24 protein-coding genes are annotated in these 26,618 nt (G+C 76.1%); 15 read left to right on the top strand and 9 right to left on the bottom strand.

Annotation, left to right across the window (positions count from 1 at the left end; translation table 11 throughout):
* Positions 1 to 90: 90 nt before the first annotated feature.
* The 5 genes from ACI79V_RS16225 to ACI79V_RS16205 form a co-directional block, all read right to left on the bottom strand.
* Entirely contained in the window at positions 91 to 2,565 is a 2,475-nt protein-coding gene (locus tag ACI79V_RS16225; protein ID WP_456890737.1) for an FtsX-like permease family protein, read from the bottom strand.
* Between the two features lie 3 nt (positions 2,566 to 2,568).
* Positions 2,569 to 3,342 (bottom strand): ABC transporter ATP-binding protein, encoded by a 774-nt coding sequence (locus tag ACI79V_RS16220; RefSeq protein WP_456890735.1) that lies wholly within the window; start codon positions 3,340 to 3,342, stop codon positions 2,569 to 2,571.
* Positions 3,343 to 3,516: 174 nt separating this feature from the next.
* On the bottom strand, positions 3,517 to 4,197 hold the full coding sequence (locus ACI79V_RS16215) for a response regulator (protein WP_456890733.1): 681 nt from the start codon (positions 4,195 to 4,197) through the stop codon (positions 3,517 to 3,519).
* 26 nt (positions 4,198 to 4,223) lie between these two features.
* Entirely contained in the window at positions 4,224 to 5,411 is a 1,188-nt protein-coding gene (locus tag ACI79V_RS16210) for a sensor histidine kinase (protein ID WP_456890730.1), read from the bottom strand.
* A 79-nt stretch (positions 5,412 to 5,490) separates the two neighbouring features.
* Positions 5,491 to 5,988: a MarR family winged helix-turn-helix transcriptional regulator gene (locus ACI79V_RS16205; RefSeq protein WP_456890728.1), complete on the bottom strand. Its 498-nt coding sequence runs from the start codon at positions 5,986 to 5,988 to the stop codon at positions 5,491 to 5,493.
* An 87-nt stretch (positions 5,989 to 6,075) separates the two neighbouring features.
* Between ACI79V_RS16205 and ACI79V_RS16200 the strand changes: the two genes are divergently transcribed.
* The 10 genes from ACI79V_RS16200 to ACI79V_RS16155 all read left to right on the top strand — a co-directional run bounded on the left by ACI79V_RS16200 (position 6,076) and on the right by ACI79V_RS16155 (position 15,826).
* Complete coding sequence (locus ACI79V_RS16200; RefSeq protein WP_456890725.1) at positions 6,076 to 6,639, top strand: YceI family protein; 564 nt, start codon at positions 6,076 to 6,078, stop codon at positions 6,637 to 6,639.
* 171 nt (positions 6,640 to 6,810) lie between these two features.
* Positions 6,811 to 8,418 (top strand): ATP-binding SpoIIE family protein phosphatase, encoded by a 1,608-nt coding sequence (locus tag ACI79V_RS16195; protein WP_456890721.1) that lies wholly within the window; start codon positions 6,811 to 6,813, stop codon positions 8,416 to 8,418.
* On the top strand, positions 8,415 to 8,771 hold the full coding sequence (locus ACI79V_RS16190; protein WP_456890718.1) for an STAS domain-containing protein: 357 nt from the start codon (positions 8,415 to 8,417) through the stop codon (positions 8,769 to 8,771). The genes ACI79V_RS16195 and ACI79V_RS16190 overlap by 4 nt, the downstream gene beginning before the upstream one ends.
* Positions 8,772 to 8,791: 20 nt before the next feature.
* Complete coding sequence (locus ACI79V_RS16185; RefSeq protein WP_456890716.1) at positions 8,792 to 9,163, top strand: STAS domain-containing protein; 372 nt, start codon at positions 8,792 to 8,794, stop codon at positions 9,161 to 9,163.
* The gene (locus ACI79V_RS16180) at positions 9,160 to 9,924 is read left to right on the top strand and encodes a hypothetical protein (RefSeq protein ID WP_456890714.1); all 765 of its coding nucleotides are present in this window, start codon (positions 9,160 to 9,162) and stop codon (positions 9,922 to 9,924) included. The genes ACI79V_RS16185 and ACI79V_RS16180 overlap by 4 nt, the downstream gene beginning before the upstream one ends.
* A gap of 41 nt (positions 9,925 to 9,965) precedes the next feature.
* Positions 9,966 to 11,132 (top strand): hypothetical protein, encoded by a 1,167-nt coding sequence (locus ACI79V_RS16175; RefSeq protein WP_456890710.1) that lies wholly within the window; start codon positions 9,966 to 9,968, stop codon positions 11,130 to 11,132.
* Positions 11,132 to 12,301 (top strand): hypothetical protein, encoded by a 1,170-nt coding sequence (locus ACI79V_RS16170; protein WP_456890708.1) that lies wholly within the window; start codon positions 11,132 to 11,134, stop codon positions 12,299 to 12,301. The genes ACI79V_RS16175 and ACI79V_RS16170 overlap by 1 nt, the downstream gene beginning before the upstream one ends.
* Positions 12,301 to 13,449, top strand: a complete 1,149-nt coding sequence (locus ACI79V_RS16165) for a hypothetical protein (protein WP_456890706.1) — start codon at positions 12,301 to 12,303, stop codon at positions 13,447 to 13,449. Before ACI79V_RS16170 ends, ACI79V_RS16165 begins: the two co-directional genes overlap by 1 nt.
* Complete coding sequence (locus ACI79V_RS16160; RefSeq protein WP_456890704.1) at positions 13,446 to 14,624, top strand: hypothetical protein; 1,179 nt, start codon at positions 13,446 to 13,448, stop codon at positions 14,622 to 14,624. The genes ACI79V_RS16165 and ACI79V_RS16160 overlap by 4 nt, the downstream gene beginning before the upstream one ends.
* The gene (locus ACI79V_RS16155; protein WP_456890702.1) at positions 14,621 to 15,826 is read left to right on the top strand and encodes a hypothetical protein; all 1,206 of its coding nucleotides are present in this window, start codon (positions 14,621 to 14,623) and stop codon (positions 15,824 to 15,826) included. The genes ACI79V_RS16160 and ACI79V_RS16155 overlap by 4 nt, the downstream gene beginning before the upstream one ends.
* A gap of 12 nt (positions 15,827 to 15,838) precedes the next feature.
* On the opposite strand, the gene ACI79V_RS16150 is transcribed toward ACI79V_RS16155, so the two are convergent.
* Positions 15,839 to 16,363 carry a GNAT family N-acetyltransferase gene (locus tag ACI79V_RS16150; protein WP_456890700.1) on the bottom strand — a complete coding sequence of 175 codons (525 nt, stop codon included), beginning with the start codon at positions 16,361 to 16,363 and terminating at the stop codon, positions 15,839 to 15,841.
* Between the two features lie 52 nt (positions 16,364 to 16,415).
* Here ACI79V_RS16150 and ACI79V_RS16145 point away from each other — a divergent pair, with 52 nt between their 5' ends.
* Entirely contained in the window at positions 16,416 to 16,769 is a 354-nt protein-coding gene (locus tag ACI79V_RS16145; RefSeq protein ID WP_456890698.1) for a hypothetical protein, read from the top strand.
* Here the strand turns inward: ACI79V_RS16145 and ACI79V_RS16140 are convergent.
* The gene (locus ACI79V_RS16140; protein WP_456890694.1) at positions 16,756 to 18,147 is read right to left on the bottom strand and encodes an FAD-dependent oxidoreductase; all 1,392 of its coding nucleotides are present in this window, start codon (positions 18,145 to 18,147) and stop codon (positions 16,756 to 16,758) included. The genes ACI79V_RS16145 and ACI79V_RS16140 overlap by 14 nt on opposite strands.
* 49 nt (positions 18,148 to 18,196) lie before the next feature.
* Positions 18,197 to 20,323: a hypothetical protein gene (locus ACI79V_RS16135; protein WP_456890691.1), complete on the bottom strand. Its 2,127-nt coding sequence runs from the start codon at positions 20,321 to 20,323 to the stop codon at positions 18,197 to 18,199.
* Between the two features lie 246 nt (positions 20,324 to 20,569).
* Here ACI79V_RS16135 and typA point away from each other — a divergent pair, with 246 nt between their 5' ends.
* The 4 genes from typA to ACI79V_RS16115 all read left to right on the top strand — a co-directional run bounded on the left by typA (position 20,570) and on the right by ACI79V_RS16115 (position 25,318).
* Entirely contained in the window at positions 20,570 to 22,459 is a 1,890-nt protein-coding gene (gene typA, locus ACI79V_RS16130; RefSeq protein WP_456877815.1) for a translational GTPase TypA, read from the top strand.
* 90 nt (positions 22,460 to 22,549) lie between these two features.
* Complete coding sequence (locus tag ACI79V_RS16125) at positions 22,550 to 23,608, top strand: aldose epimerase family protein (protein WP_456890689.1); 1,059 nt, start codon at positions 22,550 to 22,552, stop codon at positions 23,606 to 23,608.
* A gap of 174 nt (positions 23,609 to 23,782) precedes the next feature.
* The gene (locus ACI79V_RS16120) at positions 23,783 to 24,274 is read left to right on the top strand and encodes a DUF5994 family protein (RefSeq protein ID WP_456890686.1); all 492 of its coding nucleotides are present in this window, start codon (positions 23,783 to 23,785) and stop codon (positions 24,272 to 24,274) included.
* Positions 24,275 to 24,334: 60 nt separating this feature from the next.
* On the top strand, positions 24,335 to 25,318 hold the full coding sequence (locus ACI79V_RS16115; RefSeq protein ID WP_456890684.1) for an NAD-dependent epimerase/dehydratase family protein: 984 nt from the start codon (positions 24,335 to 24,337) through the stop codon (positions 25,316 to 25,318).
* A gap of 94 nt (positions 25,319 to 25,412) precedes the next feature.
* Here the strand turns inward: ACI79V_RS16115 and ACI79V_RS16110 are convergent, their stop codons facing one another.
* The gene (locus ACI79V_RS16110) at positions 25,413 to 26,420 is read right to left on the bottom strand and encodes a sulfite exporter TauE/SafE family protein (protein ID WP_456890682.1); all 1,008 of its coding nucleotides are present in this window, start codon (positions 26,418 to 26,420) and stop codon (positions 25,413 to 25,415) included.
* Positions 26,421 to 26,618: the final 198 nt, after the last annotated feature.

The raw sequence follows: 26,618 nt of genomic DNA, 5'->3' as shown, positions 1-26,618 counted from the left end.
CACCACCCCCCCCCCCCCCCCCGCCCCCCCCCCCCCCCCCCCCCCCCCCCCCCCCCCCCCCCCCCCCCCCCCCCCCCCCCCCCCCACGACTCACACCGCCGCGATGGCGGCGACCGGTGCCGTGCGAGCCGCGCGGCGGGCCGGCAGCACCGAGGCGAGCAGCCCCGCGACGGTGGCCACCACGACGATCGCCGCCACCTGCAGCCACGGGACGTCGACCACGACCTCGCCGGCCAGGCCGAGCACCGACGCCGTCCCGGTCACCCCGTAGACGCCGCCGAGGACGACGCCGAGCACCGCGGCCACGCCCGACACCAGCACCGCCTCCCACGCGAGGAGCCCGCGCAGCTGCCCGCGGGTGAGCCCCATCGCGCGCAGCAGCCCGTTCTCCTGCCGGCGCTCCACCACCGACAGCGCCAGCGTGTTGCCCACGCCGATCAGGGCGATGACCACCGCGACCCCGAGCAGGCCGGTGACCACCAGCAGCAGCACGTCGAGCACCTCGTCCATCTGCTGGCGCAGGCTCACCACGCCGGTGACCTGGGCGTCGGGCACCGCGGCCCCCACCGTGTCGGTGACCGCGTCGACCACGGCGGCCTGGGCGCCGGCGTCGGCGTCGTCCAGCCGCAGCCAGACCTGCCCCACCGCGGCGTCCGGGGCGAGCGCGGCGAGGTCGGCGGCGGTGAGCAGCAGCGGCGCGTCGTCGTCGACGACCCCGGCCCGCAGCGACAGCGACCGGCCGTCGAGGGCCAGGTCCACCCGCTCGCCGTCGGCCACCGACCAGGAGCGGGCCAGCCACCCGGGGACCAGCACCTCCCCGGGCGCGGGCAGCGGGGTGCCGTCGGTCGACCGCAGCGTCGGGACGGCGCTCGCGAGGTCGACCCCGTAGGCCTGCCACGGCTGGCCGTCGGGACCGGCCGGCGAGGCAACCGTCAGCGGCGTCCCGGTCGCGACGCCGTCGAGGTCCGCCAGCCGCCCGGGCAGCGACGCCGGCAGCTCGCCGGAGAGCCCCTCGACGACGACGTCGGCGGGGTACTGCGCGGCCAGCCCCGCGGTCGCCGTGGCCCGGGTCGAGGCGGTGCCCACCACCATCGCGGTGGTCAGCGTGACGCCGATGAGCAGTGCGGTCGCCGTCGCCGCCGTCCGCCGGGGGTTGCGGGTGGCGTTGCCGACCGCCAGCCGGGCCGGGATCCCGCCGACCCGGGTGACCAGTCCGCCGGCCGCGCGGACCACCGGCGGCACCGCGCGCTGGGCGAGCAGGACGACGCCGAGGAAGCTGGCCGCCCCGCCCGGCAGGGCCACGAACACGCTCGACACCGCGACGCCGAGGGCGAGCGCCGCCGCCCCGGGGACCAGCAGCGCCAGCCCGAGGACCAGGCGCAGCACGCCCGGCCGCGACCGCAGCGGCGCCGGGTCCAGCGGCCGCAGCGCGGCCAGCGGCGCCACCCGGGTCGCCGCGCGGGCCGGGGCGAGGGCGGCCACCAGGGTGGTCAGCGTGCCGACGGCCACCCCCGCGAGGACCGCGACCGGCGGCACCGACAGGCCCGACAGCGGCACCGGCGACTCGACGTCCCCGGCCAGCGCCGACACCGCCGCGGCCAGTCCGATCCCGGCGCCCACCCCGACCACCGAGGCGGCCAGCCCGGTCACCGCGGCCTCGGCCAGCACGCCGCGGCGCACCTGCCGGGCCGTGGCGCCCACGCAGCGCAGCAGCGCCAGCTCGCGGGTCCGCTGGGCGAGCAGGACGGCGAAGGTGTTGGCGATGACCAGCCCGGCAACGAGCACCGCGACGGTGCCGAAGACCAGCAGGATCGCCGCGAGGGCCGTCGCGTTGCCGAGCATCGACCCCGCGCGGTGCTCGGCCTGCGCGGTGCCGGTGCGCACCGTGAGCTCCGCCCCGGCGAGGGCGCCGCGGACCGCGTCGGCCAGCGCCCGCGGATCGGTGCCGGGCGTGCCGGCGATCCGCAGCTCGACCGGGTCGACCGCGCCCCACGCCTGTGCCTGCGCGGGGGTGGCCCAGGCCCGGCCGTACAGGCCGGCCTCCGGGTCGCCGCCGAGGTCGACGACGCCGGTGACGGTGACGGCGGCGGTGGTCTCGCTGCCGTCGGGGGCGGTGCCGGTCACCTGCAGCACGTCGCCGACGTCCGCGCCGACCCGCTCGCTGACCGCGACCTCGCCGGGCCCGTCGGGCAGCGCGCCGTCGGCCAGCGGCTGCCACCGCAGCGCGGGGTCCTCGGCGACCGCGCCGACCAGCAGGAACTGTGCGCCGGTGCGGCCGGGCGCGACCGCCTGCACGGAGGTCTCCCACTCGGGGGCCACGGCCCGCACGCCGTCCAGGGCGGTGAGGGCGGGGACCTCGTCGAGCAGGGAGCTGCCGTGCTCGGAGGTGACCACGGCGTCGGCGCCGACGTAGCGGGCGCCGGCGGCGGTGAGCACGGTGCTGCGGGTGGTCTCGTTGAGCACGAGCGTGGCGACCACGAAGCCGGTCGCGAGCACGACGGCCAGGCAGGAGGCGACCAGGCGCGGCAGGTGCGCGCGCAGGCCCGCAAGGGTGGTGGACAGCACCGGTCAGCCCCCGAGCCCGCGGAGCGCGTCGAGCACGGACGCGGCGGTGGGCCGCTCGACCTCCCCGGCCGGGCGGCCGTCGGCCAGCAGCACGACGCGGTCGGCGTAGGAGGCGGCGGTCGGGTCGTGGGTGACCATGACGACGGTCTGGCCGGTCTCGCGGACGCTGCTGCGCAGCAGGTCCAGCACCTCGGCGCCGGCGCGGGAGTCGAGGTTGCCGGTGGGCTCGTCGGCGAAGACGACGCCGGGTCGGGGCAGCAACGCCCGGGCGATGGCGACCCGCTGCTGCTGGCCGCCGGAGAGCTCCGCAGGGCGGTGCCGCAGCCGCTCGCGCAGCCCGAGCCGGGCGACCACGGCGTCGAACCAGGCCGGGTCGGGACGGCGGCCGGCCAGCCGCATCGGCAGCACGACGTTCTCGCGGGCGTCGAGCACCGGCAGCAGGTTGAACGCCTGGAACACGAAGCCGACCCGGTCGCGGCGCAGCCGGGTGAGCTCGTCGTCGCGCAGCCGGGTCAGCTCGGTGCCGCCCAGGAAGACCTGCCCGGAGGTGGCCGTGTCGAGGCCGGCCAGGCAGTGCATGAGCGTCGACTTGCCCGAGCCCGACGGGCCCATGATTGCGGTGAACTCCCCGCGGCCGAAGGCGACGTCGACGCCGTCGAGGGCGCGGACGGCGGTGTCGCCGGAGCCGTACACCTTCGTCAGGCCGGTGGCGCGGACGGCGGGGGACGACACCGACGCCGGCGGTTCGCCGGGGACGGTCATGACGGGGACGGACACGGGGGACCTCCGCGGGTCGATCACTGGGACGCAGGGACCCTCGCCGTCCGGCCCGTCCTCCCGCGTCGGACCCGGAGGTGATCTCGCCGTCCTCCCGTGGTCGTAGGTGCCTTCATCGCGATGGAGGCACCCGGTCGTAGGTGCCTTTATCGCGATAAAGGCCCCGGGAACGCGTCAGGCGTCGCGGAGGAGGTCGGCGGGGGAGACCAGCCCGGTGCGGTAGGCCAGGACGACGGCCTGCACGCGGTCGCGCGAGCCGGTCTTGGCCAGCACCCGCCCGACGTGGGTCTTCACCGTCGCCTCGCTGACGAACAGCCGCTGGCCGATCTCGGTGTTGGTGGCGCCGAGCGCCATCTGCACGAGCACCTCGCGCTCGCGTGGGGTCAGGTCGGCGAGCTCCGCGCCGCCGCCGGCGACCACGGGGGCCGTCCCGCGCAGCATCGGCGCCACGTGCTGCAGCAGCCGGCGGGTGGAGCTGGCCGCGATCACCGAGTCGCCGGCGTGCACGGTGCGCACCGCGGCGAGCATCTCCTCGGGCGGGGCGTCCTTGAGCAGGAAGCCGCTGGCCCCGGCGCCGATCGCCGCGACCACGTACTCGTCGAGGTCGAAGGTGGTCAGCACGACCACCCGCGGCGGGTCGGGCAGCGCGGTGACCCGGCGGGTCGCCTCGATGCCGTCGGTGCCGGGCATGCGGACGTCCATCAGGACGACGTCGGCCGCCGTCCGCTCGAGCAGCCGCACCGCCGCCTCGCCGTCCCCGGCCTCCCCGACGACGGTGAGGTCGGGCTGCGAGTCGATGACCATGCGGAAGCCCGCGCGGACCATCTGCTGGTCGTCGACCAGCACCACACGCACGGGTTGCCCCGCGGGACCACCCGGGGTCACGGGGCACCGCCCAGCGGCAGCACGGCGTGCACCCGCCAGCCGCCCCCGGCGTGCGGGCCGGCCTCCACCCGCCCGCGGTGCAGCTGCGCCCGCTCGTGCATGCCCCGCAGGCCCTGCCCGGCGCCGTCGCCCGCGGCCACCGCCGCCGCGGCGCCCCGGCCGTCGTCGAGCACCGAGAGCTCGAGGGAGTCCGGGCGCCAGTGCAGCCGCACCCAGGCCCGCACGTCCGGCCCGGCGTGCTTGAGCACGTTGGTCAGCGACTCCTGCACGATCCGGTAGGCGGCCAGCTGCGGACCGGCGGGCATCGGGCGCGGCTCGCCCTCCACCAGCAGGTCGACGTCGAGCCCGCTGGCCCGGACGTCGTCGACGAGCGCGGGGACGGCCGCGACGTCGGGCTGCGGGGCGTACTGCTCGGCCGGGCCGTCGCGGAGCACGCCGAGCAGCGCGCGCATGTCGGTGAGCGCCTGCCGGCCGGTGGCGGCGATCGCCTCGAGGGCGCCGGTGGCGGCGCCGGGGTCGGCCCGCCCGGCGTAGCGGCCGCCGTCGGCCTGGGCGATGACCACCGACAGGGAGTGCGCGACGACGTCGTGCATCTCGCGGGCGATGCGGGCCCGCTCGGCGGTGGCGGCCAGCCGCATCTCCTGGTCGCGCTCGATCTCCAGCAGCCGGGCGCGCTCGGCCAGGCCGGACAGCTCCGCGAGCCGGGCCCGGCGCAGGTCCCCCAGCGCCCACGCGGCGACCACCGCCACGGCGATGGAGGCGGCCGGCACGAGGAAGGTCTCGCCGAGGTCGGCCGCGTAGTAGCGGGCCGCGGCCAGGACGGCGCCGGCGAGGCCGAGCACCAGCCCGGCCCGGCCGGCCCAGCGCGGCGCGTAGGCGGCCAGTGCGTGCACCATCACCAGCGCCGCCACGTTGGCCGGCAGGAACACGTCGACCACCGCCAGCTCGAGCAGTGCGGCCGCGGTCACCGCGGCCGCCGCGGCGACCGGACAGCCGCGGCGCCAGGCGAGGGGGACCAGCAGGAGCAGGCTGACGAGGAGGGCCGGGCCCTCGCCGGGACCGGCGCCGCCGCCGAAGGAGACCAGGACCAGCCCGACCAGTGCGCCGGTGATCGCGACATCGACGGCGATCGGCCGGGAACGCAGCGCCGTCGCGAGCTGCTCGAGGGGTGGGCGCTGGTTCATCGGCGCCGACCCTAGGCAGCGCGGGCGCGCGCGTCGTCCACCCGGGGGAGGACCCGCCGGTCGTCCTCCGGGAGGAGCGTCAGGACGGGTCGAGGTGGCGCAGCAGGGTCTCGCCGATGTCCCGCATCGCCGCGACCTGCTCGGGGGAGAGCTGGTCGAACAGGTGGGTGCGCACGCTCTCCACGTGGATCGGCGCGGCCGCCTCGAGCGCGGCGAAACCCTCGTCGGTGAGCACGGCGAGCAGGCCGCGGCCGTCCTCGGGGCACTCCTGGCGGCGGATCCAGCCGCGCTCCTCGAGGCGGGAGACGGCGTGCGACAGGCGGCTGCGCGAGGACAGGCAGCGGTCGGCGAGCTCGCTCATGCGCATCCGGCGCTCGGGCGTCTCCGACAGCTGGACGAGGATCTCGTAGTAGGCGTGCGGGATGCCGGTGGCGCGGGTCAGCTCGCGCTCGAGCCGGTCCTGCAGCAGCTGGGTGCTGTAGAGCCAGGCGCGCCAGGCCTTCTGCTCCTCGGCGTCGAGCCAGCGCGTCTCCCGGGGGTCCGGCTGGTGTGTCCGGGGCGACACGTCGGTGGTCATGCCTCCAGGGTACTGGCGGAATAATCAAACGCTCAACTACGCTCACGGCACCGTAGTCAAACGCTCAACCACCCGAGAGGTCCTGACATGACCAGCACCACCGCCGTCCAGATCCCCGGCTACGTCGCCGGCACCTGGGACATCGACGCCGCGCACTCCACCGTCGGCTTCTCCGTCCGCCACATGATGGTGAGCAAGGTCCGCGGCTACTTCACCCAGTTCTCCGGCGAGATCGTCACCGCCGAGGACCCGGCCCGGTCGTCGGTGACCGCGACCATCGACATGGACTCGATCGACACCCGCCAGGAGCAGCGCGACGCGCACATCCGCTCGGCGGACTTCTTCGACGTCGGCAACCACACCGTCATGACCTTCCGCTCCACCCGGGTCGTCGCCGACGGCGAGGACTGGGCGGTCGAGGGTGACCTGACCATCAAGGGCATCACCAAGCCGGTCACCCTCCGGCTCGAGGTCAACGGCTTCGGCCCCGACGCCTACGGCGGCACCCGCGCCGGCTTCAGCGCCAAGACCTCCATCTCCCGCAAGGCCTTCGGCGTCGACATCGACATGCCGATGGACGGCGGCGGCGTCGTCGTCGGCGACAAGATCGAGATCGAGCTCGAGATCGAGGCCGTGCTCCGCACCGCCTGACGACGGAACCCGTTCCCCCCGGGACGTCACCTCTGAGGGGCCCCGGACGACACGGTCGTCCGGGGCCCTCGGCGTCTGCGCACCCACCGGCGCGAGCCGGATCCGGGACGCGCGAGTCCCTTCCCCGCCACGCCGCGGGGGAGCACCATGCGGCCAGCCGACCGTGGGGAGGTGGCCGTGCTGCGTGCCGCGCGACGCGGAGCCCGGCTGTTCCGCCGCGACCGGGCCGCCCCGGCCGTCCCCGCCGCCCGGCCGGCCCCGGTGGAGGACCCGCACGTCGACCTCGATCCCGACGACCCGCTGCTCGCCCACCTCGCCGCGGTCGCCGAGCCGACGCCGCTCGACCGGGTCCCCGTGGACTCGCCGGGTGTCCGGGCGCTGCGCGAGGCCGGGATCACCCTCGTCGTCCCCCTGGTCACCTCCGGGGAGCTGGTCGGCCTGCTCAGCCTCGGGCCCCGGCGCTCGGAGAACGAGTACTCGACCGACGACCGGCACCTGCTGCAGGACCTAGCCGCGCACGCGGCGCCCGCCGTGCGGGTGGCCCAGCTGGTGCGCGAGCAGGAGGCCGAGGCGCTCGACCGGCAGCGCATCGAGCAGGAGCTGCAGGTCGCCGGCCTCATCCAGCAGCAGTTCCTGCCGCGCTCGTTGCCCGAGCTGCCCGGCTGGCGGGTGTCGGCCCACTACCGGCCGGCGCGCGAGGTGGGCGGCGACTTCTACGACTTCCTCGAGCTGCCCGGCGGGCAGGTCGGCATCGTGATCGGCGACGTCACCGACAAGGGCGTGCCCGCCGCGCTGGTCATGGCGACGACGCACAGCATCCTGCGCACCGAGGCGGCGCGGCTGGTGTCCCCCGGGGAGGTGCTGCGGCGGGCCAACACGCTCCTGGTCGGCGAGATGCCCGCGCACATGTTCGTCACCTGCCTCTACGCCGTCCTCGACCCCGCGACCGGCCGGCTGCGCTACGCCAACGCCGGGCACGACCTGCCGTACGTGCGCACCGCGGAGGGCGTCGTCGAGCTGCGCGCCACGGGGATGCCGCTCGGCCTGCTCCCGGAGATGGACTACGAGGAGAAGGAGACGGTCCTCGCGCCGGGGCACGAGGTGCTGTTCCACAGCGACGGCGTCGTCGAGGCGCACGACCCGGACCGGGAGATGTTCGGGTTCCCCCGGCTCAAGGAGCTCGTCGGCGAGCCGGTGTCCGGGGACGCCCTCATCGACCGGGTGCTCGCCGACCTGGCCTCCTTCACCGGCCCGGGCTGGGAGCAGGAGGACGACATCACGCTCGTGACGCTGTCCCGGGCGACACGGCCGACGGCGGGAGGCGACCGCATGCCCACCGGATGTGACGCCGAGGTGCTGGCCGAGCTCGACGTGGCCAGCGAGCCCGGAGGGGAGCGCGCGGTGCTGACCGCGCTGGCGGACGCGGTCGAGCCCCTCGGCCTGCGCCCGGCCCGGCGCGACGCCCTGGCCACCGCCGTGGCCGAGGCCACGATGAACGCCATCGAGCACGGCAACGACAACCGCCCCGAGCTGCCGGTGCGGATCACCGTCGCCGCCACCGACCGGGACGTCCGGGTGACCGTCACCGACCACGCGGTGAAGGGCCCCGACCCCGGGACGGCCGAGGAGCCCGACATCGTCGCCAAGCTCGCCGGCGAGCAGTCGCCGCGCGGCTGGGGCCTGTTCCTCATGCGCAACCTCGTCGACGAGGTACGCGCGGCCGACCACGAGGGCGGGCACACCGTGGAGCTCGTCCTGCACCGGGACGGCCCGGCGTGAGCGCCCGCCGCTTCCCGGTCCGCGAGCCCCGCCCCGGCTCGGTGGTCGTCGACCTCTCCGGGGACCTGCGCGGCGACGCCCGCGAGGCGCTGCAGGCCGCCTACGCGGAGGCCGCGGCAGCCGGCCCGCACACCGTCGTCCTCGGCATGACCGGGGTCGGTTACGTCAACTCGACCGGCATCGCGCTGCTCGTCGACGTGCTCGCGCGGGCGCGGCGGGACGGCCGCGAGGTCGCCGCCTTCGGGTTGACCGAGCACTACCGGGAGGTCTTCGCGATCACCCGGCTGTCCGAGTTCATCTCCGTGTACGACGACGAGCCCAGCGCACTGGGACACGTGCCCACCGGCGCCTGAGCGGTTCCCTGGGGGAGCAGATGCAGACCACTCGACTCGAGACCGCCGTCCGCCGCGTCGACGACCACGTCGTCGTCATCTCGCTGGTCGGCGACGTCACCGCGGCCAGTGACGGCCCGCTGACCGACGCCTACCAGGAGGCCTGCGGTCACCGGCCGCGCGGGATCGCGCTCGACTTCAGCCGGCTGGAGTACATGAACAGCGGCGGGATCGGGATGCTCGTGACCCTGCTGGTGCGGGCCAAGCGCGCCCACCAGCGGGTGACCGCGTTCGGGCTGTCCGACCACTACCGGCAGATCTTCTCGCTGACCCGCATCGACGAGGCGATCAGCCTGCAGGCCGACGAGGAGTCCGCCCTGGCCGCGGCGCGGGGGACGGTGGGGACGCGGTGAGCACCGACACGACCCCGGCCGGCGACACCACCCCCGCCGGCGAGTCCGGCCCGGTCGAGGGGGCCCTGCCCCGGGACGCCGCGTACTGGGCCGCGCCGGTGTCGCAGCTGGTCGCGGCGAGCGAGGCCGCTCGGGCGCGCGGCCTGGACGGCAAGCGGCTGATGGGGCCGCAGCAGGGCTTCGGGCAGCTGTGGCGGCGCAGCCACCGCATCCCGCTGACCGGCGTCGGGATGACGCCGGAGGCCGTGGTCGCCGAGTGGAAGGTCCGTTTCGGGGAGTTCTGGCCGCGCGGCGGGCGCTTCCACCCGTCCTTGGCCGGCATCGAGCCGGGCGAGGTGGCCGCCCTCGACGTCGGCGTCGGCCAGGTGTGCGTGCTCTCCACGGGCGTCTTCGTGATCTACGCCGACGAGACGTCCTTCGCCTACATGACGCCGGAGGGCCACGCCCTCGCCGCCTGGATCACCTTCAGCGCCGAGGAGGACCGGGGGACGACCGTCGCGGACATCAGCATGCTGCTGCGCACCGCCGACCCCCTGGTCGAGCTGCCCTACGTACTGGGCGGGGCGCGGCTGGAGGACCGGTTCTGGCAGGCCACCCTGCGCAACCTCGCGACGGCGTTCGGCGCGGAGGGACCGCCGCCGGTCGAGACGAGCGTCGTGTGCCTGGACCGGCGGCGGCAGTGGTCGCAGGCGCGCAACGTCCGCCACTTCAGCGGGGTGAAGACCGCCCTGCGCGGGTTCCGCGCACCTCGCGCGAACTGAGCGGCACCGCTCGGGCGCCGGCTGTGGGCGGGGTCGGACGGGTGGTGCTGCGGGTCCTGCCGTGGGCCGCGCTCGCGCTGACCCTGGCGTGCACCGGGACCACGCTGGCGTTCGAGCTGTCGGCGGGCGGCCGGTCGGTCGCCGACCTGCTGTACTCCGGCGGGTTCGGGCTGAGCATGCTCGGGTTCGCCGTCGTGGGGGCGGTGCTGGCCTCGCGGCGGCCGGCCAACCCGGTCGGCTGGCTGTGCGCGGCCCTGGCGCTGGTCTTCTGGTCGGCTGCGGTCGCCGGCACGCTGCTCGAGTCGCTGCCGGACCAGCGCTCGTGGCCGCTCGAGCTGGTGAACCGGGACGGCTGGCCGCTTGTCACCTGCCTGGCGGTGCTGACGGTGCTGCTGTTCCCCACCGGCCGGCCGCCGTCCCCCGGCTGGCGCTGGCTCCAGCGGGCCGCCCTCACGGCCATGGGGGTGGCGGTGGTCAGCGGGATCTGGTTCCCGTCCACCGGGGGCGACAGCCCGTCATCGGCGCCGTGGGCGACCGACGGCACGGTCGGCCGGCTCGCGTTGCACCTCCACTACTCGTCGCTGTTCGTGATCGCCGTGTCCTGGTTCCTCGCCATGGCCTCCGTGGGCGTCCGCTACCACCAGGCCTGCCCGGACGAGCGTCGGCAGCTGAAGTGGTTCCTCCTCGCAGTGCTGCTCAACATCGGCCAGCTCGCCGTGGTGCCGCTCGCGCCCGCCGCGGTGGACGCGGCCTACCAGGTGGTGGTCCTGGCCCTGATCCCGGTCTCGATCGGCATCGCGGTGCTGCGGTACCGGCTCTACGAGATCGACCGGATCGTGAGCCGGACGGTGTCCTACGCGGTCCTCACCGGCGCGCTGCTGGTCCTCTACCTGGCTGCGGTGACGGCGCTGCGGCCGCTGCTCACACCGGTGACCGGGACCTCGGACCTGGCGGTGGTGGTGTCCACGCTGGCGGTGGCCGCAGTGTTCGGCCCGGCCCGGAGGCGGGTGCAGGACGTGGTCGACCGCCGCTTCGACCGGACCCGCTACAACGCGTCGCGCGCCGTCGAGGACTACCGCCGGCGGCTGCGCAGCGAGGTCGACCTCGACGCGGTCACGGCGGGCCTGCGGGAGACGGTCAGCTCGACGGTCGGCCCGCAGCGGCTCGGGCTGTGGCTGCGCGACGACGGCCTCACGCGGAGGGCCTGATGCGCGCGGTCCCGCACGCGCGACGGCTGGCGTGGGTCCTCTGCGCGCTCGCCCTGGCGCTGGTGGCGGCGGCGATCACCGTGCGGTTCACCGTCGCCGAGGCCTCCGGGCCCCAGGCGCTCACCCCGACCGAGGTCCTGGTGGGCACCCTCGGCTTCCTCGGGGTGCCTGTCGTCGGGGGCCTGCTCGCCTTCCGCCTGCCGGACAACCCCTACGGCTGGCTGTGGTGCGCCGCCGGGATCTGCCACGGGATCACGGCGCTGGCCGCCGCCCTCGGCGCGGTTCCAGGGGACCTGTCCCGGGTGGCCCGTGCGGTCGAGGGCTCCAGCTTCGTCGTCGGCCTCGTGCTGCTCTCCCTGCTGTTCCTCCTGTTCCCGACCGGGTCGCTGCCCTCGCCCCGCTGGCGCTGGCTGCCGCGGGTCACCGTCGGCCTCGCCGTCCTGGCACTGGTCGCCGGGAGCCTGGCAACGTCCGGGGCCTGGTCCCCGGACGCCACCACGGGCCGCGTCGCGGCGGCCGCGGCCGACGCCGCCGTCACCGGGCTGTTCCTCGCCGTGGTCGTGGCGGCCGTGTCGGTCCTCGCGCGCTACCGGCGCGCCGGGTCCGTCGAGCGCCGTCAGCTCACCTGGTTCGTGGTGGCCGCGATGGCGCTGGTGGTGACGACGTCGCTGGACCTCACCGGCGCACCGGTGCCGGCCGTGGTCTGGGCGGTGGTCGACGCGGTCAGCTTCGGGCTCATCCCGGCCGCGGTGGCCGTCGCCGTCCTGCGCTACCGGCTCTACGAGATCGACCGGATCGTGAGCCGGACGGTGTCCTACGCGGTCCTCACCGGCGCGCTGCTGGTGCTCTACCTGGCCGCCGTCACGGCGCTGCGGCCGCTGCTCACCCCGCTGACGGGCACGTCCGACCTGGCGGTGGTGGTGTCCACGCTGGCGGCGGCCGCGGTGTTCGGCCCCGCCCGGCGGCGGGTGCAGGACGTCGTCGACCGGCGGTTCGACCGGTCCCGCTACGACGCGGCCCGCGCGGTGGACGCCTACGCCCGCCGGCTGCGCAGCGAGGTCGACCTCGACGCGGTCACGGCGGGACTGCGGGACACCGTCGCGGCGACGGTCGGGCCCGACCGGCTGGGCGTGTGGGTGCGCCCCGGCGCCGACGTCCGGAGGGCCTGATGGACCGGACGCGGCGGGTGCGACGGCGCGCCTGGGGGCTGTGCGCGGTCGCCGTCGTCCTCTTCCTCGCCGCTGGGGTCCTCCGGGCCACCGCGGACGACCCCTGGACGGCGCTCGGGGTGGCCGGCTTCCTGGCGGTGCCGGTCGTCGGGGCGGTCATCGCCACCCGTCTGCCGGACAACCCCCTCGGGTGGCTGTGGTGCGCCTTCGGGGTGACGGACGCGGTGCTGGTGCTCACCGGCGAGCTGCGGTTCCTGGCCCCCGGCGCGGTCCCGCTCGCGCTCGTCGAACGGTCGGCGTTCCTGGCCCTGCTGGTGCTGCTCCCGCTGGTCGTCGTCCTCTTCCCCACGGGCCGCCTGCCCAGCCCGGCGTGGCGGTGGCTGTTCCGGGCCGTGGGGCTCTCGCTGGCCGTCGCCGTGGTCGGCAGCCTGTTCGCCACCATCCCGGAGGACCCCGCCGCCGCGGGCCTGCTGAGCCCGGGCGGCGAGGCCGGGCGCCGCTGGTACACCGTCTTCGTCACCGGGCTCAGCGGGCTCTTCCTCGGCTGCGTGCTCGCCATGGCGTCGCTCGTGGTGCGGCTGCGCCGGTCCGGGCCGGTCGAACGGCGTCAGCTCGCCTGGTTCGCCTACGCCGGGCTGGTCAACGCCGGTGCGCTGCTCGTCGCCCTCACGGGCCTCGTCGGGGAGGCCGGGTGGCTGCTGTTCGAGGTGACGTTCACCCTCTTCCCCGTGGCGGTCGGGGTCTCCGTGCTGCGGTACCGGCTCTACGAGATCGACCGGATCGTCAGCCGGACGGTGTCCTACGCGCTGCTGACCGGGGGGCTGCTGCTGGTCTACCTGGGAGCGGTGACCGCCCTGCGGCCGCTGCTGGCGCCGCTGACCGGCACCTCGGAACTCGCCGTGGTCGTGTCCACGCTCGCGGTGGCCGCGGCGTTCCGGCCGGCGCGGCGGCGGGTGCAGGCGGTGGTCGACCGCCGGTTCGACCGGACGCGCTACGACGGCGCCCGGGCGGTGGACGCCTACGCCCGGCGGCTGCGCACCGAGGTCGACCTGCGGCAGGTGACCGAGGGTCTGCGCGACACCGTGGTCACCACGGTCCACCCGGCGTCCGTCGGCGTCTGGCTGCGCGACGGGGGGAGGCCGACGTGACCCCGGTCCGGGCCCGGTGGCTCGGCTGGTCGGTCTGCGCGGTCACCGTGGCGCTGGCCGCGACCGCCGCCGTCGTCGACGTCGTCGAACCCGACGGGACCAGCGACCCGTGGTCCTCCCTGCCCAGCCTCCTCGCGGCCGCCCTCGTCGGAGCGCTGATCGCGGCGCGGCTGCCCACCAACCCGTACGGCTGGGTGGTGAGCGGGTGCGCGCTCGTCGCGGCGGCCGTGCAGGTCGTCTTCACGCTGGGCCGCGGCACCGACGTCCGGGACGACGTGCTCGCCGTGGCGGAGACCTGGGGCTACGGAGCCTTCTTCGTCCTCTTCTACCTCGTGCTGGTGCTGTTCCCCACCGGCCGGCTGCCCGGCCGCGGCTGGCGCTGGTTCCCGTGGGCGGCGGGAGGGCTGGCCGCAGCCCAGGCCGTCGCGGTGCTGGTCGCGCCGCGGGACGGGGACCCGGTCGCGCCGGGACCGTGGCCGGTGGGCGGCGCCGCCGGCCGGGTCTGGGACGTCGTGGTCGAGGTCAGCGTCTACGGAGCGCTGCTGCTGGGCGTCGTGGCGGCGCTCGCGCCGGTGCTGCGCTACCGCCGGGCCGGCCCGGTCCAACGGCAGCAGCTCAAGTGGCTCGCCGTCGCTAGCTCGGCGATGGCCGCGTCGATCCTGCTCGACCTGGTGGCCCCGGAGGGGCTGGTTCCGGGGGAGGCGTACGTGGTCCTCGACCAGGTCGCCTTCACCCTCGTCCCCGTCGGGATCGGCATCGCCCTGCTGCGGTACCGGCTGTTCGACATCGACCACGTCCTCAGCCGGACCGTGTCCTACACCCTGCTCACCGCGGGCCTGGTGGCGCTGTACGTGGGGGCGGTGACCGGGCTCCGGGCGCTGCTCGCGCCGGTGACCGGCAGCTCCGAGCCGGCGGTCGTGGCCTCAACCCTGGCCGTGGCGGCCGCCTTCCGGCCGGCCCGGCGGCGGGTGCAGGACGCGGTCGACCGGCGCTTCGACCGGGCGCGGTACGACGCCGCCCGACAGGTGGACGCCTACGCCCGGCGGCTGCGCACCGACGTCGACCTCGAGACGGTGGTGACCGGGCTGCGGGAGACGGTCACCGCCACCGTCGGTCCCCAGCGGATGGCGCTGTGGCTGCGGAACGGCCCGGCCGGGTCCGGGACGTCGACGTGAGGACGGCGTCCCGCGTGCTGGGCGCCGGCGCGCTGTGCGCCGCGGTCCTGGTGCTGATCGCCACCGACCTGGTCGTCCGGGCGCGGCACCCCGCGGCCTTCCCCGTGGACGGCGGGCTCGGGCTGCCGGTGGCGGCTGCCCTGGCGCTGGCCACCCTGGCGTTCACCGTCGTGGGGGTGCTGCTGGTGTGCCGGGTCGCCGGCACCGCCTACGGCTGGGCCCCCGCCGGACTCGGCCTCGGGATCGCGCTGCTGCAGGCGGGGTTCGCAGTCGGCCAGATCGGCGCGCTGCCGCGGTGGGTGGAGCTGCCGCTCGTCTCGTCGGCGGTCCCGGTCGTCCTGGTCTCGGCCACCGCGGTCTTCGCGCTCTTCCCCGACGGCCGGCTGCCCGGGCCCCGCTGGCGGTGGCTGCCGCCCACCACCGCCGGGGCCGCCGGTGTCGCCGTCGCCCTCGGGCTCCTGCTCGGCCCGGACCCCTCCATCCCGGGCCTGCTGACGCCGGGAGACGACGTCGCCGACGCAGCCGGCACGCTGTCCTCGTGGCTGGTCCTCGTCCTCACCGGCTGCCTGCTGGCCGCCGCCGCGGCACCGTTCGTGCGCCACCGGAGCGCCGGGCCGACCGAGCGGCAGCAGCTGCGCTGGTTCGCGGCGGCGGGGCTGGCGTTCGGCGGGACCGCGCTCGTCGCGTCCCTCGGGAGCGCGGCCGTGCCGCAGGACGACACGGGGCTGGTGGTCGGGGTCGCCGTCGGGGTGAGCCTGGTGCTGCCTCCGGCCGCGATCTGGGTCGCCGTCAGCCGGTACCGCCTGTACGACCTCGACCGGCTGGCCAGCCGCACGGTGTCCTACGCGCTGCTCACCGGCCTGCTGCTCGCCCTCTACCTCGGGTTGGTCACCGGGCTGCGGCCGCTGCTCACCCCGCTCACCGGCACCTCCGAGCTGGCGGTCGCGGCCTCGACGCTGGCCGTGGCCGCGGCCTTCTCCCCGCTGCGGCGGCGGCTGCAGGGCGTCGTCGACCGGCGGTTCGACCGGTCCCGCTACGACGCGGCCCGCGCCGTGGACGCCTACGCGCGGCGGCTGCGGACGTCGGTCGACCTCGACGCGGTCACCGGCGGGCTCCGGGACACCGTGGCGGCCACGGTCGGTCCCGACCGGGTCGGCATCTGGCTGCGCGAGACCACGCCGCCGCGGGAGGCCGGTGCCTGAGGACGGGTCGGGCTACGGCATGGCCGGGTTCAGCCGCTGGAACAGCACGTGGTCCTGCCAGCGCCCGGCGATCCGCAGGTACTGCGGCGCCAGCCCGAACCGGGTGAACCCGTTGCGCTCCAGCACCCGCTGCGACCCGGCGTTGTGCGGCAGCGTGCCGGCCTCCACCCGGTGCAGCCCGAGGTCGTCGAACGCGATCCGCAGCATCGCCGCGACGGCGGTCGTCGCGTGCCCGCGGCCGTTGGCGGCCGACCGGATCCAGTAGCCCACGTTGCACGACAGGAACGCACCGCGGACGACGTTGCTCAGGCTGATCCGGCCCACCACCTGCCCCGCGCCGTCGAGGACCACGTGCGGCAGCCGGAGGCCGAGCCGGTGCTGCTCCAGCACGAACCGGATCTCCTCGCGCTGGACGGCCTCGGTGGCCCAGCCCTCCTCGCGCGCCGGCTCCCAGGGTGCGAGGAACGCGCGGTCCTCCTCCGCGATGCGGGCGAGGACCGGTGCGTCGTCCAGGGCCAGGAGGCGCGTCGTGGTCATCCCCGCACCCTCGCAGAGCCGGCGCCGGCCCGGGGCCGGGGACACTGCAGTCATGACGACGTCCGTCCTGACCCGCGCCCGCACCCGGCTGTCCTCCGCCGTCCTCGTCGCCGCCGGGCTCGCGGCCGGGTTCGGCGTCGCGCAGGGCACCGGCATCCGGGCCCTCGGCGGCGCGGTGTTCGCCGTCGCGGGCCTCGGCGCCGCGGTCCTGTGGGTGCAGCGCCGCGGATGGGCGGTCGCCCTCGGGCTCGGCGCCCTCTACGTCGGCGCGTTCGTCCTGGCCCACGTGCTCGCCCTCGGCGCCGGACTGCCGGCCTGGCTCGCGGTGGGCCTGGTCACGGTCGCCGCCGCAGGGGTGACGTACGCGGCGGCCGACCGCCCGGGGACGGCGGTCAGCGCCCAGTGACCGCCGTGCCGGCGGGCTCGCGCCGGGCGGGGAACGGGTCGACGGGCCGGGCCCCGGTCCCGCGCCGGCCGCTCCCGCGCAGCACCCGGAACGCCAGTCCCGGGGCCAGCAGGCCCTCGGGGCGGTCGAGCAGGTTGACCACGCGCAGGAACGCCCGCGCCACGACCGGGTCGTGCTCCGCCGCGACGTGCAGCCGCTCCAGGTAGGCGTTGACCGCCCGGACCCTGGGCGTCCGCGGGCCCGCCACGCCGGGGAAGCGCAGGTCCCCGCCGACGGAGACGTCCCAGGCGACGTCGACGATGCGGGCCGCGGCCGGCAGGAAGCGGCGCGCCAGCCCGCCGGCGCCCTCGGCCAGGCAGGAGCGCAGCTGCACGGCCTCGGCGGCGGCGACGGTCATCCCCTGCCCGTAGACGGGGTCGAAGCTCGCGATGGCATCCCCGACGACGAGGTAGCCGGCGGGGAACCGGTGCAGCCGCTCGTAGCGCCGGCGGGTGCTCACCGGGTACCGGAACCGGACGGCGTCCGACAGCGGCTCGGCCTCCCGCACGACCTCGTGGACGAGGGGGGAGGGCAGCGTCGCGGTGTAGGCCGTGAAGCCGTCGTGGTCCAGGGGCGGGGCGTCGCCGAGGATCCCCCCGACGGAGACGATCCACCGGTCGCCCTCCTGGGGGATCGCCACCCCGCCGCGCGGGCGGTCCGGGGTGGCGGCGACGGACGCGCCGTCCGGGCCCGACGGGTCACGGCGGTAGGACCGCGACGCGTAGGCCAGGCCGATGTGCACCTGCTCAGTCTCCGGAGCGGGGTGGCCCAGGGCCTCCAGCCACTGCGGGCTCCGCGACCCCCGCCCGGTGGCGTCGACGACGAGGTCGGCCGGGAGCACCTGCGCGGAACCGTCCGCGGCGCCGTCGAGCACCCGCAGGCCGGTGACCCGGCTGGCGTCCCTCGACGCGGCCAGGCCGGCGGCGTCGCACCCGCCGCGGATCTCGACGTTGCCCAGCGCCCGCACCCGGGCGCGCACGCGGGCCTCCAGCAACGGCCGGCTGACCCCCAGCCCGAGCAGGCCGGAGGGCTCCTGGCACAGCAGCCGGCCACCGTTGACCCACCGGAACCCCGACTGGAGGTCGGTGCTGGACACCCCCAGACCGGTCAGCTCGGCGGTGAGCCCGGGGAAGAGCTCCTCCAGCAGCTCGCGGCCGCGGGCGAGCAACCCGTGCGCGTGCCGGCCCTGCGGCACGCCGCGACGGGCGGTCGGTTCGTCGGTGACGGGGTCGCGGTCGACGACCGTCACGGAGTCGTGGGTCTCGCTGAGCACGCGGGCGGCCAGCAGCCCGCCCATGCCGGCTCCGACGACGACGGCGTGGTCGGTGTGCTCGGACATCGTGTCCTCCTCGGGAAGTCGGGGAGGACACGGTCGGCCGGGGGACTGCTCACCCGACAGGTCGCCAGGTGCTCACTCCCTGCCCGGCGCCGCGGAGCTCCCGCTCCCACAGCCAGGCCGTGATCCGCTCGATGCCGGACCCGAGGTGGCGGCGGTAGGTCGAGAAGGGCAGCCCCAGCCGTTCGGCGGCCGCCTCCTGGGTGGGCACGCCGCGGAAGAACGTCGTGGCGACCGCCCGGTGCAGCCTGGCGTCCCGCGGGTCACCGGCGAGGGAGTCCGTCGCCTCGACGAGGAGGTCGGCGAGGGCCTCGGCGGGGGCCCGCCCCCGGGCCGCGTCGGTCACCACCCGGGACCGGCACAGCGGGTTGCGGCCCAGGTCGCCGGGCCGGCGGGCGGAGCGCAGCGCGTCCTTGACGGCGGCCGCGAACTCCGGCGCGGAGAGGACGGTCCGCTGGGGCGGATCGACCGCCGGCGCGGCCGGTCGCCCGTCACCGGCGAGCTCGAGGCCGGCCAGGGCACCGAACCACTCGGCCATCGGCACCGCCCGCCAGTCGTGTGCGAAGAGCGTGAACGGGCGGCCGCCCACGGTCGCCTGCCCGGCCGGGTGGTGGTCGATGTAGGCCATCTGAGGTGCCCAGAAGCCCGGGTCGGCCAGGACGAGGAAGGACAGGGCCGGTCCCGGCGGCGAGGTCCAGCCGTGCGCGCAGTCGATCTGGATCCGGTCCATGACCGGGGAGGGCCGCTGATAGGACCCCGGGACGACGAAGGTCCGCAGCACGTCCAGCTGCTCACCCGGGCGCAGGGGCCCGGTGGCGTCGACGTGCGCCCAGGCCGCGGCGACCACGGGGTCGGTGGCGAGGTCGGCCGGATCCGGCTCGGACAGCCGCAGGTGCAGCGCGAAGCCGACCGGTCCGGGCTCGCCCGCCCGGCGGTACACGGTGCAGCCCCCGGGTCGCCGGTCGAGCCAGTGGGCCAGCACGCGCGCGGACTCGTCGCCCTCGGCCGTGCGGGTCATCGACAGCAGCGCGGCGCGGTCGGCGTCGCCCGGGGTGTCCGGGTAGACGCCGTCCTCCACGTCCCAGGTCAGGAACGGCGCGAACACCGGGTTGCGCCGGTGCAGGAACATGAGGTCCCGCCAGGTGCGGGCGCCGTCGAGCGGGTTGCGGCGGTGCCGGTCGAGGAGGTGTGCGCGGATCCGCCGGTGCAGGTCGGCGTACCGGTCGGGGTCCCGCCAGCGCAGCTCCGCGTCGAGGACGTCGCGGGCGAGGTCGTGCGGGTGGAGGCCGTCGGCGGCCCGCTCCACGAACGACCGACCCGACAGCCACCGGAAGAGGTCGTCGGCCTCCGCCTCCGGGAGGGCCGCGCGCAGCAGCGACTCCGTGGTCACCCGCGCGTGCGCGCACACCTCGAGCGCCGCGCGGTGCTGCGGCGAGGGCGCCTCGTCGACGATCCGCTCGAGCAGGACCCGCAGCAGGTCGGGGCTGCCGGACCCGGCCGCCGGCACCGGGACGCCGGACGCCGACGCCGTCTCCGCCACCAGGCACAGGGCCAGCGGGTGGCCGCCGGCGAAGCGCAGGGCCTCCTCCCGCACCCGTGGCGGGACACCGCGTGCGGCCAGGAGTCCGGTGGCGTCGTCCGGCGGCAGGTTCCGCAGGGCGACGACCCGGAGCAGTCCCTGCCACGCGGGGTCGAACCGCCAGGCGCTCTCCGGCGGCTCCCGCCCGGCGACGACGGTGAGCGCGTCCGCGGGCAGCCGCGGGAGGAGCCGCTCGCGCAGCCATCCCTGGAGACCCGAGCACCGCTCGAAGGTGTCGACGACCAGCAGCAGCCGGCCGAGGTCGTGCAGGGCCGGGACCGGGTCCTCGCCGGCCGGCAGGCCGAGCTCCTCGGCCAGCGCGGCGAGCAGGCCGTCGGGGGACGGCGTGACGGCGCGGCCGTCGACCACCACGGCGGTCACCCCGGACGCCTCGGCGTCGAGCACGACCCTGCGCAGCAGCGCGGTCTTGCCGATCCCGCCGGGCCCGTGGAAGAACACCACCGCGGCGCCCGGGTCACCGGCCAGCGTGGCCGCGACGAGTTCGCGTTCGGCGTGGCGGCCCACGAACGCCGCCGATCCCGCGCGGCCCAGCCGCGCGGCGAGATCGGTCCTCCCGGCTGCCCGGCCGCGGACGCCCACCCGCGGAGGCTAGCGCCGGACCCGGCGCGTGCGGGCGCCCGTCGCCGCCCCGGTACGGCCGGCGGTGAGTCTCGTCACGATCGCCGCCGCGGGGGTGACGTACGCGGTGGCCGACCGCCCGCGGGCAGCGGTCAGAGCACGCCGAGTGCCTAGAGTGGGAAGGTCGCCGGGCCGGCGGCCGTTGTCCCAGATGCCCGCGAGCGCGTACTGCCGCGGGATCCCCTGACTCCCCGAGGTGCCTCCCGCATGCCCACCCGCGACGACCTGCGCAACGTGGCGATCATCGCCCACGTCGACCACGGGAAGACCACCCTGGTCGACGCCCTCCTCCGCCAGGCCGGGGCTCTCGGCCGCGCCAAGGGCGAGGGCACCGACGCCGACGAGACGCAGACGCGCGTCATGGACTCGATGGACCTCGAGCGCGAGCGCGGCATCACCATCCTGGCCAAGAACACCGCGATCCGGCTGGCCGACGACGAGGGCAACCCGGTCACGGTCAACATCGTCGACACCCCCGGCCACGCCGACTTCGGCGGCGAGGTCGAGCGCGGCCTGTCCATGGTCGACGGCGTCGTCCTGCTCGTCGACGCCTCCGAGGGCCCGCTGCCGCAGACCCGCTTCGTGCTGCGCAAGGCGCTCGGCAAGGGGATGCCGGTCATCCTCGTGGTCAACAAGACCGACCGCTCCGACGCGCGCATCGCCGAGGTCGTCGACGAGACCTACGAGCTGTTCATGGAGCTGCTCGAGGACAACGGCCTGGACACCGACGCCCTCGAGTTCCCGATCGTCTACTCCAACGGCAAGACCGGGCAGGCCTCGCTCACCCGGCCCGCCGACGGCGAGAGCCCCGACAGCCCCGACCTCGCGCCGCTGGTGAAGACGCTGCTGGAGACCATCCCGGCGCCGACCTACGACGCCGAGGAGCCGCTGCGCGCGCAGGTCACCAACCTCGACGCCTCGCCCTACCTCGGCCGGCTGGCGCTGCTGCGCATCCACTCCGGCACGATGAAGAACGGCCAGCAGGTCGCCTGGTGCCGCACCGACGGCACCGTGCAGCGGGTCAAGATCACCGAGCTGCTGATGACCGAGGGCCTCACCCGCACCCCGGCCGACAGTGCCGGCCCCGGCGACCTCGTGGCCATCGCCGGCATCGAGGACATCATGATCGGCGACACCCTCGCCGACCCCAACGACCCGCGCCCGCTGCCGCCGCTGACCGTCGACGAGCCGTCGATCTCGATCACCATCGGCATCAACACCTCGCCGATCTCGGGCCGCTCGGGCAAGAAGCTCACCGCCCGGCTGATCAAGAACCGGCTCGACCAGGAGCTCGTGGGCAACGTCTCGGTGCGCATGCTGCCCACCGAGCGCCCCGACACCTGGGAGATGCAGGGCCGCGGCGAGCTGGCGCTGGCCATCCTGGTCGAGCAGCTGCGCCGCGAGGAGTTCGAGCTCACCGTCGGCCGCCCGCAGGTGGTCACCAAGGAGATCGACGGCCGGCTCCACGAGCCGGTCGAGCGGGTCACCATCGACACCCCGGGCGAGTACGTCGGAACGCTGACCCAGGCGCTGGCCGCCCGCCGTGGGCGCATGGAGAACCTGGTGCACCACGACACCGGGTGGGCGCGGATGGAGTACGTCGTCCCCTCGCGCGGCCTGATCGGGTTCCGCACCGAGTTCCTCACCGAGACCCGCGGCACCGGCGTCCTCAACCACAACCTCGAGGGCTACGAGCCGTGGATGGGCGACATGCGCGCCCGGCCCACCGGGTCCCTGGTGGCCGACCGGCAGGGCGTGGCGACGTCGTACGCGATGTTCTCGCTGCAGGAGCGCGGCTCGATGATGGTCGCCCCGGGCACCGAGGTGTACGAGGGCATGATCGTCGGGGAGAACTCCCGGCCCGACGACATGGACGTCAACATCACCAAGGAGAAGAAGCTCACCAACATGCGGTCCTCGACCGCGGAGGAGCTCGAGCGGCTGATCCCGCCGCGGATCCTGAACCTGGAGCAGGCGCTGGAGTTCTGCGCCGAGGACGAGTGCGTCGAGGTCACGCCGGCCGCCGTCCGCGTGCGCAAGGTGATCCTCGACCAGAACGAGCGCGGCAAGGCCAAGAACCGCAAGCCCAGGGCCTGAGGTCGCTGGAGGGGCCCGGTCCGCACCGCGGACCGGGCCCCTGCCGTCTCCCGGCGGGCACGACCGGCGGCGAGGCGGGAGGGTGGCCGCATGAGCGCGACCGTCGAGCCCTTCGGCACCACACCCGACGGCACCGCCGTCGAGCGCTGGACGCTGACCGCCGGTGCGGTGACCGCGCGCGTGCTCACCTACGGCGGGGTGGTCCAGACCCTGGAGGTGCCCGACCCCGACGGCGGGGTGGCCAACGTCGTCCTCGGCCACCCCGACCTCGCGGGCTACCTCGACGCGGACGACCCCTACCTGGGCGCGCTGGTCGGCCGCTACGGCAACCGCATCGCCGGGGGGCGGTTCACCCTCGACGGTGCGACCCACCAGGTGCCGGCCAACGACGGCCCCAACACCCTGCACGGCGGGCCCGTGGGCTTCTCCGACCGGGTGTGGACCGCCACCGACGTGGGCGACGGCGAGGTGGCCGCCCTGCGGCTGCACCTGGTCAGCGCGGACGGCGACCAGGGCTTCCCCGGCACCCTGACCGCGACGGTCACCTACACCCTGGACCCCGCAGCGCGGCTGACCGTGCACTACGAGGCGACGACCGACGCCCCGACCGTCGTCAACCTCACGCAGCACACCTACTGGAACCTCGCCGGCGAGGGCGCCGGCGACGTCTACGACCACCTGCTGCAGCTCGACGCCGGTCGCTTCACCCCGGTCGACCGCACGCAGATCCCGACCGGCGAGCTCGCCCCGGTGGAGGGCACGCCGTTCGACTTCCGGGAGCCCACTCCGATCGGCGCGCGCATCCGCGAGGCCGACGAGCAGCTGCTCCGCGGGCAGGGCTACGACCACAACTGGGTGCTCGACCGCGAGGACGACGGCGCGCTCCGGCGCGCGGCCGTGCTGCACGACCCGCGCAGCGGCCGGACGCTGACCGTGCGGACGACCGAGCCGGGCATCCAGTTCTACTCGGGCAACCTCCTCGACGGCACGCTCGTGGGCACCGGCGGCAGGGTCTACCGCCAGGGCGACGGCGTGGCCCTGGAGACCCAGCACTTCCCCGACTCGCCCAACCGGCCGGACTTCCCCTCGACGGAGCTCCGCTCGGGCGAGGTGTACGTCAGCACGACGGAGTTCGACCTGGGCACCTGAGCCCCCGCTCGGCCGAGGTGTCGTGACGGGCCCGTGACCGCTGGTGATGACCGGCCGGGCGCGGCCGACAGGCCCGGCGCCGGCTCGCGGGGACGCGCGGGCACGCCGACCTACGGTTCTGCCGCGGGCCCGGACGCGGGCCCGCGGCACGGCGAGCGGGAGGCGGGAGCGCAGATGACCCAGGCGGTGCGGGGACCGGAGGGGTTCCGCGGCGGCATCGACGTCCGGGTGAGCCTGCGCGCGGACGCCGGGTCGGGGGAGAACGCCTTCGACGGCGCCTGGTTCCCGCGCAGCCGCGACCTCGCCGTCGAGGTGCCCGAGCTGGTGGCGGCCCTCGACCGGCGCGGCGTCCGCGTCGAGCGGTTCACCCACGCGCTCGAGCCGTGGCTGCCCGCGCCGCGCAAGCTCGTGGTCGACGGCCGCATCGTGCGCACCGGCGGCTTCCGCAGCATGGACCCGGGCGTGGTGTGCCTGAGCTGGGCCGGCGGCAACCGGGTCGCCGACCTGCTGGTGGTCCCTCCGGAGACCGACGTCATCACCGGCGTGCGCGCGCTGCGGCTGTGCACCCGCCGCGGGCTGCCCCGCTCCCCGCAGATGGTGCTGGCCGCCGCCCGGTCCCAGCCCCTGCCGCAGGTCCCGGGCCTGCCCGCCATCCGCGCGGTCTAGTACCTTCCGCCGTCCGCGAACCGGGTGGACGGCGGGCGGCGGGTGCACTGGGCTGCGGGCATGCGACTCCTGGTCCTCGGCGGCACCGCCTTCCTCGGCCGGCACGTGACGACGGCGGCGCTCGGCCGCGGTCACGAGGTGGCCACCTTCACCCGCGGCGTCACCGGCCGGCCCCCGGAGGGGGTCCGCGCGCTGCACGGCGACCGGGACGACCCCGCCGCCCTGCCGCGGGCGCTGGGCGACTGGGCGCCGGAGCTCGTGGTCGACACGTCCTGCCAGACCCGCGCGGCGGCGGAGAACGCGGCGGCCGGGCTGCGCGACGCCGGCGTCCGCGGCTACGCCTTCGTCAGCAGCCTCAACGCCTACTCGACCTGGCCGCCGGGTCCCGTCCCCGACGAGCGGGACCCGACCTGGGACGGTGACGAGGACGAGTACGGCCCGGTCAAGGCGCACGCCGAGCGCGTCCTGGGCGCGGCGTTCCCGGGCCGGTTCCTGACCGCGCGGGCGGGGCTCGTCGTCGGCCCCGACGACAACGTGCGCCGGCTGCCGTGGTGGCTCGAGCGCATCGCCCGCGGCGGCCGGGTCGTCGTCCCCGATGCGCTGGACCAGCCGATCGCGCTGGTCGACGTCCGTGACCTGGCCGGCTGGCTGGTGGAGATGGCCGAGCGCGGCACCGACGGTCCGGTCAACGCCACCGGGCCGGCCGGGATGACCACCCTCGGGGACCTGCTGCGGACCTGCCGGGAGGTCACCGGCAGCGACGCGGAGCTGGTGCCGGTGCCCGAGGAGGAGCTGCTCGCCGCGGGCGTCGAGCCGTGGCTGCACCTGCCGCTGTGGCTGCCCCGGGAGACGGCGACGACGGCGTGGGACGTCGGCACCGCCCGCGCCCGCGAGCTCGGCCTGCCCTCCCGGCCGCTGCGCGAGACGGTCACCGACACCTGGGCCTGGCTGCGGGGCGACCCCATCCGGCTGCCCCCGCCGCACGGCCTGCCCGAGCCGGGCCTGCCCGCGGACCTCGAGGCGGCGCTGCTGTCCGCGCGATGATCAGGGTCCCTGATCGTGCGGCGTCCTCCCTCACGGTGGGACGTGAGGGAGGACGCCCGATGATCAGGTCACCTGATCCCAGCGGCAGCCGGGCTCAGTCGCGGGGGTCGGCCGGCCGGCCCGCCCGGAGGCTGCGCTCCAGGTCGGCGACGTCGGCCGCGTCGGGGGCGTGCAGGTGCCGGTCCTCCTCGGCCAGGCGCGCGGCCTCGGCGGCCAGGGCGTCGGCGGACTCCTGCGCCCGGTCCTTGCGGTACTGGCGGTAGGAGTGGACGACCGCGGCGGCCCAGATCGCATAGATCACCGCGTAGACCGCGTAGCGGACCGGGTCGGACGCGTCGATCCAGTCGCTGCGCAGCAGCGTCCGGGTGTTGGTCAGCACGATGATGCCGCCGACCAGCGAGCCGAGGAGCCGCGGCGGCACGTGCCGGACCAGCCATGCGGCGATCGGCGCGGCGACCAGGCCGCCGGCCAGCAGACCCAGTGCCCACAGCCAGTTGACGCCCTGGGAGCCCAGGGCGAGCAGGAAGCCCAGGCTGGCCGCCAGCGCGACGAGGAACTCCGAGGTGTCGATCGAGCCGATGACCTTGCGCGGCTCCAGGCGCCCGCTGGCCAGCAGTGCCGGGGTACCGACCGGGCCCCAGCCGCCGCCACCGGTGGCGTCGACGAAGCCGGCGACGAGGCCCAGCGGGCCGAGGAAGCGCTTGCGCACCGGCTTGCCGAGGTTGCGCCGGTCGATGCCGCGGAGGGTGAACCGGACCAGCAGGTAGACGCCCAGGGACAGCAGGATGAGCGACATCACCGGGGCGGCGACCTCGGTGGAGAGGTTCGACAGCACGGTGGCGCCGGCGAAGGCGCCGACCGCACCGGGGATGCCGACCTTCGCGACGACCTTCCAGTCGACGTTGCCGAACCGCCAGTGCGCGGCGCCGGACATCAGGGTCGTGCCGATCTCGGCGAAGTGGACGGTCGCCGACGCGGCGGCGGGGTTGGTGCCGAAGGCCAGCAGCAGCGTCGTCGAGGTGACGCCGTAGGCCATGCCGAGGCTGCCGTCGACGAGCTGGGCGCCGAGGCCGGCGAGGGCGAGCAGGATCAGGGTCTTCACGGGGGCTGACTCCAGGAGGTGCGCCGGACGCGCGGCAGCACAGGACGCGGCGCAGCACGGCGGCGGGGCGAACGGGGGAGGCGCCGGGGACGGCGCGGGGGGTCAGCGGCCCGGACAGGCGGCGGTGCAGATGCGCAGCAGGTCGACGTGGATGCGCCCCACGAGGAGCACCACGGTCGCCGCCATGGGGCGTATGTC

Source organism: Geodermatophilus sp. SYSU D00700, from assembly GCF_054050255.1.
Note: the sequence above shows the minus strand (reverse complement) of the source record. Positions and strands in the feature narration are given on the sequence as shown.

Coding starts and splice junctions, on each gene's coding strand:
- ACI79V_RS16140 (WP_456890694.1), bottom strand. CDS start 18,147: ATGTCCGAGCACACCGACCACGCCGTCGTCGTCGGAGCCGGCATGGGC.
- ACI79V_RS16185 (WP_456890716.1), top strand. CDS start 8,792: ATGCAGACCACTCGACTCGAGACCGCCGTCCGCCGCGTCGACGACCAC.
- ACI79V_RS16200 (WP_456890725.1), top strand. CDS start 6,076: ATGACCAGCACCACCGCCGTCCAGATCCCCGGCTACGTCGCCGGCACC.
- typA (WP_456877815.1), top strand. CDS start 20,570: ATGCCCACCCGCGACGACCTGCGCAACGTGGCGATCATCGCCCACGTC.
- ACI79V_RS16205 (WP_456890728.1), bottom strand. CDS start 5,988: ATGACCACCGACGTGTCGCCCCGGACACACCAGCCGGACCCCCGGGAG.
- ACI79V_RS16125 (WP_456890689.1), top strand. CDS start 22,550: ATGAGCGCGACCGTCGAGCCCTTCGGCACCACACCCGACGGCACCGCC.
- ACI79V_RS16120 (WP_456890686.1), top strand. CDS start 23,783: ATGACCCAGGCGGTGCGGGGACCGGAGGGGTTCCGCGGCGGCATCGAC.
- ACI79V_RS16145 (WP_456890698.1), top strand. CDS start 16,416: ATGACGACGTCCGTCCTGACCCGCGCCCGCACCCGGCTGTCCTCCGCC.
- ACI79V_RS16210 (WP_456890730.1), bottom strand. CDS start 5,411: ATGAACCAGCGCCCACCCCTCGAGCAGCTCGCGACGGCGCTGCGTTCC.
- ACI79V_RS16165 (WP_456890706.1), top strand. CDS start 12,301: ATGGACCGGACGCGGCGGGTGCGACGGCGCGCCTGGGGGCTGTGCGCG.
- ACI79V_RS16115 (WP_456890684.1), top strand. CDS start 24,335: ATGCGACTCCTGGTCCTCGGCGGCACCGCCTTCCTCGGCCGGCACGTG.
- ACI79V_RS16150 (WP_456890700.1), bottom strand. CDS start 16,363: ATGACCACGACGCGCCTCCTGGCCCTGGACGACGCACCGGTCCTCGCC.
- ACI79V_RS16170 (WP_456890708.1), top strand. CDS start 11,132: ATGCGCGCGGTCCCGCACGCGCGACGGCTGGCGTGGGTCCTCTGCGCG.